At 50.1% G+C, this 10,957-nt stretch carries 12 protein-coding genes; 6 read left to right on the forward strand and 6 right to left on the reverse strand.

Going from position 1 to position 10,957, the window contains the following annotated elements:
• Positions 1-14: 14 nt before the first annotated feature.
• Both ACTF7Q_RS03655 and ACTF7Q_RS03660 read right to left on the reverse strand, forming a co-directional pair.
• A complete protein-coding gene (locus ACTF7Q_RS03655; protein WP_438996495.1) occupies positions 15-1,340 on the reverse strand; it encodes an ammonium transporter in 1,326 nt (441 codons plus the stop codon).
• Between the two features lie 16 nt (positions 1,341-1,356).
• On the reverse strand, positions 1,357-1,695 hold the full coding sequence (locus ACTF7Q_RS03660) for a P-II family nitrogen regulator (protein WP_438996506.1): 339 nt from the start codon (positions 1,693-1,695) through the stop codon (positions 1,357-1,359).
• A 252-nt stretch (positions 1,696-1,947) separates the two neighbouring features.
• Between ACTF7Q_RS03660 and ACTF7Q_RS03665 the strand changes: the two genes are divergently transcribed.
• Positions 1,948-2,883 carry a LysR family transcriptional regulator gene (locus ACTF7Q_RS03665; protein ID WP_438996496.1) on the forward strand — a complete coding sequence of 312 codons (936 nt, stop codon included), beginning with the start codon at positions 1,948-1,950 and terminating at the stop codon, positions 2,881-2,883.
• A 131-nt stretch (positions 2,884-3,014) separates the two neighbouring features.
• The gene (locus tag ACTF7Q_RS03670) at positions 3,015-3,668 is read left to right on the forward strand and encodes a carbonic anhydrase (protein ID WP_438996497.1); all 654 of its coding nucleotides are present in this window, start codon (positions 3,015-3,017) and stop codon (positions 3,666-3,668) included.
• A 6-nt stretch (positions 3,669-3,674) separates the two neighbouring features.
• Here the strand turns inward: ACTF7Q_RS03670 and ACTF7Q_RS03675 are convergent, their stop codons facing one another.
• Positions 3,675-4,859, reverse strand: a complete 1,185-nt coding sequence (locus tag ACTF7Q_RS03675) for an NAD(P)/FAD-dependent oxidoreductase (protein ID WP_438996498.1) — start codon at positions 4,857-4,859, stop codon at positions 3,675-3,677.
• 87 nt (positions 4,860-4,946) lie between these two features.
• Here ACTF7Q_RS03675 and ACTF7Q_RS03680 point away from each other — a divergent pair, with 87 nt between their 5' ends.
• Both ACTF7Q_RS03680 and ACTF7Q_RS03685 read left to right on the forward strand, forming a co-directional pair.
• Positions 4,947-5,198 carry a GIY-YIG nuclease family protein gene (locus tag ACTF7Q_RS03680; protein WP_438996499.1) on the forward strand — a complete coding sequence of 84 codons (252 nt, stop codon included), beginning with the start codon at positions 4,947-4,949 and terminating at the stop codon, positions 5,196-5,198.
• Positions 5,199-5,292: 94 nt separating this feature from the next.
• Entirely contained in the window at positions 5,293-5,502 is a 210-nt protein-coding gene (locus ACTF7Q_RS03685; RefSeq protein ID WP_438996500.1) for a diguanylate cyclase, read from the forward strand.
• On the opposite strand, the gene ACTF7Q_RS03690 is transcribed toward ACTF7Q_RS03685, so the two are convergent.
• Positions 5,495-6,637 (reverse strand): aminotransferase class V-fold PLP-dependent enzyme, encoded by a 1,143-nt coding sequence (locus ACTF7Q_RS03690; RefSeq protein WP_438996501.1) that lies wholly within the window; start codon positions 6,635-6,637, stop codon positions 5,495-5,497. The two genes, ACTF7Q_RS03685 and ACTF7Q_RS03690, sit on opposite strands and share 8 nt — an antisense overlap.
• Positions 6,638-6,855: 218 nt before the next feature.
• On the opposite strand from ACTF7Q_RS03690, the gene ACTF7Q_RS03695 reads away from it, so the two are divergent.
• Positions 6,856-7,824: a hypothetical protein gene (locus tag ACTF7Q_RS03695; protein ID WP_438996502.1), complete on the forward strand. Its 969-nt coding sequence runs from the start codon at positions 6,856-6,858 to the stop codon at positions 7,822-7,824.
• Positions 7,825-7,829: 5 nt separating this feature from the next.
• Here the strand turns inward: ACTF7Q_RS03695 and ACTF7Q_RS03700 are convergent, their stop codons facing one another.
• Both ACTF7Q_RS03700 and pgi read right to left on the reverse strand, forming a co-directional pair.
• Positions 7,830-8,768: a hypothetical protein gene (locus ACTF7Q_RS03700; RefSeq protein ID WP_438996503.1), complete on the reverse strand. Its 939-nt coding sequence runs from the start codon at positions 8,766-8,768 to the stop codon at positions 7,830-7,832.
• Positions 8,765-10,303, reverse strand: coding sequence for a glucose-6-phosphate isomerase (gene pgi, locus ACTF7Q_RS03705; RefSeq protein ID WP_438996504.1), 1,539 nt, complete (start codon positions 10,301-10,303; stop codon positions 8,765-8,767). The genes ACTF7Q_RS03700 and pgi overlap by 4 nt, the downstream gene beginning before the upstream one ends.
• 155 nt (positions 10,304-10,458) lie before the next feature.
• Here pgi and ACTF7Q_RS03710 point away from each other — a divergent pair.
• The coding region (locus tag ACTF7Q_RS03710) for an FAD-dependent oxidoreductase (protein WP_438996505.1) at positions 10,459-10,957 on the forward strand (499 nt) is incomplete at its 3' end.

Raw genomic sequence — 10,957 nt, forward strand, 5'->3', positions numbered from 1 at the left:
AAATTCAGGGTCGGCTATCGAGTGAATTCAGGATAGGATTCCATGCCCAATTCGGCATTATCCAGACCAGCGATCTCATCTTCTTCGCTAACCCGAACACCCATCACCATTTTCAACACCATCCACACCACGTATGACACGACGAATGTGAACACACCAACAATGACGATACTCGTGATCTGCGTTCCGAAGTTGGCATCACTATTTGTCAGCGGCACAGCAAGCGTGCCCCAGATACCAGCAATCAAATGCACAGGGATCGCACCAACAACATCGTCAATCTTCAGCTTGTCTAGGAATGGCACTGCAAAAACCACAATCACACCACCGACAGCACCGATCATCGTCGCCGCGCCAAGTGTTGGTGTCAGAGGTTCAGCCGTGATCGACACCAGACCAGCCAAAGCACCATTTAGAACCATTGTCAGATCGACTTTTTTGTAGAAAATCTGGGTCAGGAGCAAAGCCGCAATCGAACCACCAGCAGCAGCCGCATTTGTATTGGCAAAGATACGCGATACATCAGCAACATCACCAATAGTTCCCATCGCCAACTGCGATCCACCATTAAAGCCAAACCAGCCAAGCCACAGGATAAAGGTACCCAATGTTGCAAGCGGTAGATTCGCACCTGGCATCGGGATCACCCGGCCATCTTTATATTTGCCCGTGCGCGCACCGATTACCAAGGCACCAGCAAGCGCTGCCCAGCCACCGACTGAATGCACGACTGTCGAGCCCGCAAAATCGAGGAAGCCCATTGCGTCAAGGAAACCTCCGCCCCATTTCCAACTTGCCTGTAGTGGATAGATGAAGGCAGTCAGGATCAGCGTAAAGACAAGGAAAGGCCAGAGCTTGACACGTTCAGCAACTGTACCTGAAACAATCGAAGCCGTTGCCGCACAGAACATCAACTGGAAGAAATAATCCGAACCAGTTGTAGCATAGCTGATATCGTCAGCGCCTTCAGCCGTGATACCAACAGCTTCCATAACCGCTACGGCCGGGAACAGACCCGAGAAATAGCCTTCAATTGACCAGTCGCCCAATGGATACATCAAATTGTAACCCATGAGATAATAACCAACCGCCGCAATCGAAAATAGTGCCATGTTTTTGGTCAGTTGCATTGTTGTGTTTTTGGCACGCACAAGGCCTGCCTCCAACATACAAAAACCACAAGCCATGAACATGACCAGAAAACCTGCCATAAGGAACAGGAGTGAATTCAAGATATAGACGCCATGTTCAGGTAATTCCTGAGCAAACGCGACTGTAGGCAAAGCTGCAACTGCGACAGTGGCAACCGCTAGGCCTAGAATTTTATTGTAATTACGCATTAGAAACTCCCTTTTCTTACAGAGCATCAACACCGGTTTCACCGGTGCGAATGCGCATTGCGTCTTCAAGATTCAAAATGAAAATTTTGCCGTCACCAATCTTTCCCGTGGCGCTAACACTCTTGATCGCTTCAACGGCTTTGTCTGCCATATCAGCGGCGACAGCGAGCTCGATTTTTACCTTGGGCAGGAAATGCACGGTATATTCAGCACCACGATAGACTTCACTTTTGCCTTTCTGGCGTCCATATCCCTGAACTTCGCTCGATGTCAGCCCTTCGACACCAACAGCTACCAATGCTTCATGCACGGCCGTCAGCCGACTTGGTTGGATAATTGCTACTATATATTTCATATTCAATCCTTCCTGGGTCGGGCGCTTTACAAAGCGCGACGCCCCATCCTGTAAATCATCTTGGAACATTCGATCGTGAACATTCACCCGATATCCTCGCCAAAAAGACCGGATGAACGTTATTAACCAACTATGCTGAAAAAAAATTCTGCTCATTTTGCATTGTGGCGATGCGTTTTTTGCATCACTATGGTATTTAATGGGATCTAATACACAATCTAATGTCGATAAAAGCAGGCAGGAGGCACCCCAATGCGGCATATGACCAATTTGCGCTTTATAGACGCTGTTGCGCGCGAAAAATCGATCCGTAAAGCGGCTGAAAAACTAGCCATCACCTCAACGGCATTGAATCGCCGGATTCTGCAGGTAGAGGATGAACTTGGGCAACCCCTTTTCGAAAGACTGCCCAGCGGGGTTCGTCTGAACACAGCAGGTGAATTATTTGTCCAGCATGTCCGCAACCAGATCGCCGATTTGGCGCGTGTTCAATCACAAATATCCGATTTAACGGGCGTCCGCCGTGGTCATGTCAAAATTGCTGGCGGTGCCGATGTGCTGCGGTTTTTCTTGCCTGAATTGGTGGCGCAATATCGAGACCAGCATAATGCCGTTACCTTTGAATTACTGCGCCAATATGGCGATGCTGCCGAGGCATCGCTTCTATCGCTTGATGCTGATCTTGCTTTTGTTTTTGCCCCAGTGCGCACCACTGATTTTCAGGTCATCGCTACCGCCCGTCAGACCGTACATTGTTTGATGTCAGCGTCACATCCGCTTGCCAAAAAGGATGTTATACGTCTGCGTGATTGCATTGATGTGCCTGCCATCTTGCCTACGCCCAAAAGCGGAGTGCGGCAACTTCTTGATGTCGGGCAGATGAAACGCAATATCAAGATGAACACGATCATCGAATCCGACAGTTTTGAATTTATGCAGAATTATCTTATGCATGAAGATGCCATTTCATTCCAAATTCCGATCAGCCTAGAGCCCGGCATCACATCAAATGAAACTAAACCGGCATCTGCCATTGTGGCGCGCCCCTTTGATACTGACGATGTGCCAGCTGGCATATTACATATTGGCCAGTTAAAAGGCCGAGTTCTGCCGGTCGCGGCGGCGAAATTCCTCGATAACATCATTCACATGCTAGGCCAACGATATCCGAATGATTTTGATCAATAAACAACTCAACGTGAAACACCTATCGACATCTCATTGATAGATAGTCATATAGCTATCTAGATTTTTGAGCCTATTAACGCTAAGTTATGGCTTTGATTTGAACTAACCGCAATCACGATCAGGATAGATAAATGATGAATGCTGCCCCCCTACCTACTTATTTGATCCAGCGTTTTCAGGGATGGAAAGCAACCAAATTTGTCGAAAACAAGGTCTGGTACAAACATCTGGCGGAAGAAGGGCAACATCCACGCGCGATGGTCATTTCATGCTGTGATAGCCGCGTTCATGTGACCGCGATGTTCGGGTCTGATACTGGCGAATTCTTCATTCACCGCAATGTTGCCAATCTGGTGCCACCCTATTCACCGACAGGCGATTATCACGGCACCTCGGCGGCGGTTGAATATGCGGTCACAAGTTTGGGTGTTGCGCATATCATTGTTCTGGGTCATTCGGGATGCGGCGGCGTGAATGGCTGTCATCAAATGTGTTCGGGCAAGGCCCCCCAACTCGAAGAAAGCACCAGCTTTGTTGGACGCTGGATGGATATTCTGCGGCCTGGCTTTGATCGCGTTAAACATCTGGAAACCGAAGAACAACAAATTGCCGCACTGGAACGCGAAGGGGTTTTGGTATCACTCGAAAATCTTATGAGCTTTCCCTTTGTCAGACAGGCTGTCGAGAATGACACCCTTTCACTGCATGGTCTATGGAACGATATTGGCGAAGGCGATCTATATTTTTACAATGAAAAAAATGGCGACTTTGAACAGGTCACTTAATTTTCGCTAGGCATGTTGTCCGGCCACATAGCCTGACGACCATGCCCATTGAAAATTATAGCCACCAAGATGACCTGTCACATCCACGACTTCGCCGATGAAATACAGCCCTTCAGTCTGGCGCGCTTGCATGGTCTTTGATGATAGATCATCCGTATCTACGCCGCCCAGTGTTACTTCGGCAGTCCGATAGCCTTCGGTGCCATGTGGCAGAACCTGCCAGTCATTCACAGCCATGCCCAATGCCGTCAGCTTTTTATCCGGCATATCGGCCAGCCTTCCCGCACTGTCATGAAGCGCACAAAACAAACTCGCCAGACGCTTCGGCATGAATTCGGACAGGATCGTTTGGGCATCCTGCTTTGGATGGCTACGCTTTTTCTCAGTCATCACATTGCACATATCATGGGCTGGTGCCAGATTGACCGAAAGCGTCTGACCAGCGTTCCAATAGGATGAAATCTGTAAAATCGATGGCCCACTCAGGCCGCGATGTGTGAACAACAACCCTTCGGCAAACTGCGTCTTGCCGCATTGCACCTCGGCCTCGACCGATAAGCCAGATATATCCTTGCATCGCGCTAACAGCTCGGCGGCGAATGTCAAAGGCACCAGCCCCGCACTTGTTTGGCGGACCCCAAGCCCGAACTGGCGCGCAATATCATAACCAAAGCCGGTGGCACCAATTTTCGGAATCGACAGGCCGCCACTGGCAATCACCAGCGATTCTGCGTCATAGACACCGCGATCAGACACGATCTCGAATCTGCCTTGCGGCGTCTTGGCAACCGCCTCAATAAGCGTTTCGTTCGTGACCGTAACACCCGCATCAGCACATTCATCGAGTAGCATAGTGATAATATCCTGTGCCGATTCATCACAGAAAAGCTGACCTAGTTTCTTTTCGTGATAGGCAATACCATGCTTTTCGACAAGCGCCACAAAATCATGTTGCGAATATTGCTGCAACGCCGATTTCATAAAATGCGGATTATGCGACAGAAACGCATCTGGGCTGGCATATCGATTAGTAAAATTACACCGGCCTCCGCCCGAAATACGGATTTTTTCGGCAATCTTTCGCGCGTGATCCAGCACAATGACCTGGCGTCCGCGTTTGCCTGCCGCAATCGCGCACATCAATCCAGCAGCGCCAGCGCCGATAATCACCACATCATAGGAAAAACGCATTAATCCATACCTTGAAAAATCATACCCTTATCAATCTTTTTCGCGTAAGGCTATCATACCTAAACACGTAACCAGGTGAAGCCTTCGATGCAATGGGTCGTCTATATTCTTAAATGTGCCGATAACAGCCTCTATACCGGCATCACCAATGATCTGGATGCCCGCATTACCGCACATACCGACGGGCTTGGGGCAAAATATACCAAGGGGCGTGGGCCCTTCACGCTTGTCTATCACGAAACCTGTCAAGACCGAAGCCATGCCAGCCAGCGTGAATATGCCATCAAAGCCCTGCCCCGCGATGCCAAACTAGCTTTATGCGCTGGCCATAAAGGGTAAAACATCAATCTCCGACCGCCAGTAGGCCGATTTCAGGTGCGCCACATCTCCAGCCTTGCTAGACATAACCAGATACATTTTGTCAGAGGGTTACATGAAAATTGATATCGTTCTTTTTGGCGGCCTTGGCTTCCTACTTCTAGTGGGTGCGCTTTACCTTGCCTCGGTTTTTGTCAGCAAAAGCGACCTGTCAGAGCGCGCCAAACGGATACTGCATTATGCTGGCTTTGCCACCGTCATCATCGCCTGTATTTTGATGTTTGACTGGTATAGCAAAACCTATTTGGCACAACTGGCTAGCTGACTATTTTATCAAGTGCCGCCGCGAAATTAGCGACTGTGCGCTCACAATTATGCAGCTTATCCAAGCCAAAAAGCCCAATACGGAAGCTTTTATAATCAGGCCCCTCGCCACATTCCAATGGCACACCCGCGGCAATTTGCACGCCATTAGCGGCAAAAGCGCTGCCATTTTTCAGATTATCATCATCGGTAAAACTGACAACAACCGATGGTGCCTGAAATCCGGATGCAGCCACCGAACGAAAGCCCCGACTTTCCAGCAAGCTGCGGATCGCTGCACCAAGATCAATCTGCTCTTGTCGGGTTTTTTCAAAACCATAGGCTTCAGTTTCCAGCAAGGAATCACGGAATATCGCCAGCGCGTCGGTTGGCATGGTCGCATGATAGGCATGACCACCATTTTCATAGGTTTCCATTATGCCTAGCCATTTTTTCAGATCGCAGACATAGCTGGCGGCATTGGTATCTTCAATTTTTTCGCGCGCGGCTTGTGACAACATAACCAGCCCGCTACACGGTGATGCGCTCCAGCCCTTTTGCGGGGCGCTCAACAAAACATCGACCCCACAGGCTTGCATATCAACCCACAAGGCACCTGATGCCACACAATCAAGCACGAATAACCCACCAACCGCATGTACCGCATCGGACACAGCGCGGATATAATCATCCGGCAAGATCATACCCGCAGATGTTTCCACATGCGGGGCAAACACCACCGCCGGTTTTTCGCGGGCTATCTGGGCGCAGACATCGTCAACAGCATGCGGCGCAAAAGGTGTCTGGCGGTTATCACCATCGCCACCCTGTTGCCGCGCCGCCACCAGCACGGTGCTACTTTTGGCAATTTTGCCTTTCTCCAAAATCTCGCTCCAGCGGAAACTGAACCAGCCATTGCGGATAATCATCACATGCTGGTCATCGGCAAATTGCCGCGCGATCGCTTCCATACCATAGGTGCCACCACCCGGAATCGCGATAACAGAATGCGCGTTATAAGCGCGCTTTAGCGCACCCGAAATATCCCGCATCACAGCCTGAAACTTTTGCGACATTGAATTTAACGAGCGGTCAGTGAACACCACTGAATATTCAAGCAGTCCATCGGGATCAATATCGGGCAATAAGGCTGGCATGATGAGTCTCCGTCATAAAAATATAAGCATAAACGATTAGGGCATAAGGCATCATAGTTAAATATAGTTAACCCTAGGACGCATATATCGGCAAACAAATAACAACTTTTGCCCACATTAACGTTTCTTTAAACGATTCTTGTTACGCTTACCCTTAAAAATAGGTAGAGGCCTGAAAGATAGATAGAGGCCTAAAAGATAGATTGAGGATAGCCATCATGCGCACCCATTTTACAACCGCCCTGCATAGCGTCATGCCCACACATATATCGTATCTGGCGGCCTTGCGATATATCGGCGTGATTACAATGCTTTTGATTGCCCTGCCTTTGACCAGCACCAGCGCCACCGCCGGACAGGTTGGCGACAAAGATTTTCTACTCGATTGCACTTTCGAAAAATATAATAATAACACCAATTATTCTGCCAAATTTGCAAAGGCATGGATACCCCCGTCGCAAAAACACCGCATTGTCGGCGACCAGATTTTATTTCAAAGCTATTATGACAAGCTCAAAGGCACCATCACCAAGCGCAATGATGAACGCATCGAATGGACATATCTGGAACGCCCCAAAGACAAACATGGCAAACCCTATGATGCCAAACGTATCTATAGCTATTTCTTCACCACTAACAAAATCGCCAGCCGTATGGAATTTGGAACAGGTTATACGCATATCGGGTATGTCTGGGGCACATGCGATGAAATCGTCACTGGTAACAACCTCAGCGGTATCAAAGACAAAGCATCAAAGACCGACGCTCAAAAAAAGGACAAAAAATATAAGCAGCTATTGCCTATAAACATGAAGGACTGGCATACAATTCGGGGAAGTAACGGTTCGGTACTAAAATATCATAATACTCATGACGCTATTCTGTTCACATCGACGAATCCATGGTTTAAGGCTACCCACGCCAAACTTGCACGCTTACCCAAAGCCGACCTTAGATATGCAATTTATTGGGCGAATGAAAATGTATTTGATCTGAAAGGATACAAGCATTTTAACTACAGCAAGCCAGATAAAATTATAGCCACCGCATACAAAGGCATAAAATACATAATGGTTCTGGATCCAGACCTTGACCGCATTCATGACAAAAGAAAGACATTCATGCAGTTTTCAATGCGGTTTAAAAATAGTGGTGAATGGTTTTCAAATGACACAGCTTTGAGATAGAGGCTTTAGAAGCTGATCGGCACCCCAAAAATCCAGCCTTCGCGCGCAGCTTGTTCGGGTCTCTGCCAATAAGCGGCATGCGGCGCGAAAAAACGTAGCGCTGCTGCCGCGATCATTGCATCCGCTTCATCGGCATCACGCCCGCGCGGCGCATAATCCGGCGGCACACCATCACTGTCATAGGCCCCCAGCGCGTCCGTCATAAACCCGGCATCACGCGCGGCTTTGTTCGCCGGATCAAAACCCGCACGGTGGAAATGATAACTTGGGAAAATTTCCACCAGCGTCAATGATGCCGCTGTCACCGCATCCAGATCATCAAAAGGCCACATCGCCACCTCTGTGCCAAGATGCTGTTTCAACTGATGCAACAGGCGCATCCCCGCCATTGAGCCGGTGGCGACATTATCGGCGCCAACCGCTTTGAATGTTGGCGATGGGCTACGTCCAGCTTCGCGGCAAGCGGTCTCAGCAAGACGACGACGTGACTGATAGCGTGGCGCTGTTTTACCATAGGCAGGTGGTGCCAGATAATAATCGCCCCATGGGGCTGTGGTGAACATCGCGCCACCATAAAGATGCGGATTATCTTTGTTCACGCGCTCGACAAGACACCATAGGTCGGCGGCGGTTGCAGGTGACATATCCTGACCGGGGAAATAGCTATCCATATCGTGAAACGGATGCGCAAAGGCAAAATCAATTCCCACCAGAATTGACCCGATGCCCGACGATACCAGATCGATAAGATAGTCGCGAACCGCTTCGCGGCTCCATTCAGCACTATCGCTTGGATATATCCCAACAGGTGCGCCCCGTCCGGGCGTGGCCATCGCTAGCTGGATACCTTGATGCGTTGCGCCCTTGGCACCTGACCAGTCAATCCCGATAAAATGCTGCCAATCATTCAGAGATACCGTGCCATTAGCTATGGTCTGGCTCATGCTTTTGTGGCAAGGCGTGCCAAAAAATCAGCCGCCGTCGGACTCATCCCCGCCGGTATGGTACCAGCCTTCAGATGCGCCTCAAACGAGGTCGCCATTTCCTTGCCCAACTCGACCCCCCACTGGTCAAAGCTGTTCACATCCCATAAAAAGCCGCTGACAATCGTCACATGTTCATATAATGCCAGCAAACGCCCCAGCGCAAAGGGGGTTGTCTGATCCCAGCTCATCACTGTTGATGGCCGCCCACCGCCAAAATTCTTATGCGGCAGTTCAGCATTTTCGCGGCCCAGCGCCAGCGCTTCGGCTTGTGCCAACGCATTCACCACTAACACCTGATGGCTGTCCTGCCAAATATCGTCCGGCCAGCTATCGGCCAGATGCAAGCCAACCGGTTGCCGCGGAAACAGAATATCAAGCGGCACAATGTCATGCCCTTGATGCAAAGCCTGAAAGAATGAATGCTGGCATCCGGTTCCAGCTTCGCCCCAGATAACCGGAGCTGTTGCGTAACCAAGCATTTCGCCATCACGCGATACTGATTTGCCATTCGATTCCATTTCCAGCTGCTGTGCCCAGGCTGGCACCCTTGCCAGACGCTGGTCATAGGGCATAATCCCATGCGTCGGATAGCCAAGAAAATTCCGGTTCCAGATTCGCAAAAGCCCCAGCAATACAGGGATATTTTTGGCTAATGGTGCGGTCTTGAAATGCGCATCCATCGACGACCCACCATCTAGAAACAAAGCAAATTGATCTGCGCCAATGGCCAGCATCACCGGCAATCCAACCGCCGACCATAACGAATAACGCCCGCCCACACCGGCTTCAAAATCAAATATCTGTGCTGAATCAATGCCCCAGTCAGCCGCCTTATCAGCCGCCGCTGTCACCGCCGCCATCTGGCTTTTGCTGTCACCGCCGCCCATATCAAGCCATGATTGCGCCAAGCCTGCATTGCGCATGGTTTCAGCCGTGGTAAAGGTTTTAGATGTTACAATCACCAGACTGTGCGACGCCTTACAACGCGCCAGCACATCATGCAAATGGCTCGGATCGACATTCGAAACATAATGCACGCGCGCACCTGATGCGAAAGGTGCCAAAGCCATCGCCACCATCGCTGGCCCCAGATCCGATCCACCGATACCGATATTGATAATATCGTCATAGGCACCTGCACTACGCGTGGCTTCGGCAAAATCAACCATCTTCTGATAGCGTGCGCTTGTGCGTGTTGCTGGGCTTCGCAAGTCGGCATGCACAACCGGACGGTTTTCACTTTTGTTAATCGCCGCACCGGCAAACATGGCATCGCGTTTATCAGCAATTTTGGCTTCGGCGGCCAGCACCAAAAGCGCATCAAGTGCCGCGCCATCAATATGCTGGCGCGCAATATCGACTTCCATATCATCACTGGCAAATACCATATCTTGCGCCCGCGCCGGATCATGGATTAGGTCGGCCAGCTTAACCGCGCCAAGTCGTGTGGCATGTTCGCGCAATAATTCATAGGAAGTAGTCCGGGTAAGCATGGCAAACTCCGCATAGTAATGACACAGTCACTGGCTTTATTCACAGCCAGCATCCGCTTTATCGTGGATAGCTATTATAGGGCATGATATGACCATGCGGCTAGCCAAAGAATATATATTATATATGCCTTTAATGATGTTTTGGAGTTTCTGGCGTGACTAATGATGTGATTTTTGATCTTGTGATAATTGGCGCAGGCATTTCCGGCCTTGCCGCCGCCAGAGCTGCGCATAAGTCAGGCCAGCATGTCCTTGTCATTGACAAGGGGCGCCGTATTGGTGGACGCGTTTCAACGCGCCGTGCCGACAATTTCACCTTTAATCATGGGGCGCAGTTCATCACCGCCAAAGGTGATGACTTCAACGCGGTTCTGCACGCCGCCGAAAAAGCTGGTGCGGTGGCGCGGTGGCAGATTGCCGAAGATAAAGACGCCTATGCCGGATCACCGACAATGCGTGACCTAGCTGTCTTTATGGGTGATGGTCTAGACATCCGCCAGAACATTGAGATCGCCAGCATCATGCCACACCCGCTAACAGGCACCAATAGCAATGGTCTTTGCCTGACTGACAAAACCGGCACCATGATTATGACCCGCAAGCTCATCATCACCGCACCGGCACCCCAAACAGCGCGGCTTTTACGCAGCATCG

This window comes from Puniceispirillum sp. (SeqCode) (assembly GCF_965657105.1).
Lineage (GTDB): Bacteria > Pseudomonadota > Alphaproteobacteria > Puniceispirillales > Puniceispirillaceae > Puniceispirillum.

Bases quoted from the DNA above. Each gene is read 5' to 3' on its own strand.
- ACTF7Q_RS03655 (WP_438996495.1), bottom strand. From the start codon at position 1,340: ATGCGTAATTACAATAAAATTCTAGGCCTAGCGGTTGCCACTGTCGCA.
- ACTF7Q_RS03660 (WP_438996506.1), bottom strand. From the start codon at position 1,695: ATGAAATATATAGTAGCAATTATCCAACCAAGTCGGCTGACGGCCGTG.
- ACTF7Q_RS03665 (WP_438996496.1), top strand. From the start codon at position 1,948: ATGCGGCATATGACCAATTTGCGCTTTATAGACGCTGTTGCGCGCGAA.
- ACTF7Q_RS03670 (WP_438996497.1), top strand. From the start codon at position 3,015: ATGATGAATGCTGCCCCCCTACCTACTTATTTGATCCAGCGTTTTCAG.
- ACTF7Q_RS03675 (WP_438996498.1), bottom strand. From the start codon at position 4,859: ATGCGTTTTTCCTATGATGTGGTGATTATCGGCGCTGGCGCTGCTGGA.
- ACTF7Q_RS03680 (WP_438996499.1), top strand. From the start codon at position 4,947: ATGCAATGGGTCGTCTATATTCTTAAATGTGCCGATAACAGCCTCTAT.
- ACTF7Q_RS03685 (WP_438996500.1), top strand. From the start codon at position 5,293: ATGAAAATTGATATCGTTCTTTTTGGCGGCCTTGGCTTCCTACTTCTA.
- ACTF7Q_RS03690 (WP_438996501.1), bottom strand. From the start codon at position 6,637: ATGCCAGCCTTATTGCCCGATATTGATCCCGATGGACTGCTTGAATAT.
- ACTF7Q_RS03695 (WP_438996502.1), top strand. From the start codon at position 6,856: ATGCGCACCCATTTTACAACCGCCCTGCATAGCGTCATGCCCACACAT.
- ACTF7Q_RS03700 (WP_438996503.1), bottom strand. From the start codon at position 8,768: ATGAGCCAGACCATAGCTAATGGCACGGTATCTCTGAATGATTGGCAG.
- pgi (WP_438996504.1), bottom strand. From the start codon at position 10,303: ATGCTTACCCGGACTACTTCCTATGAATTATTGCGCGAACATGCCACA.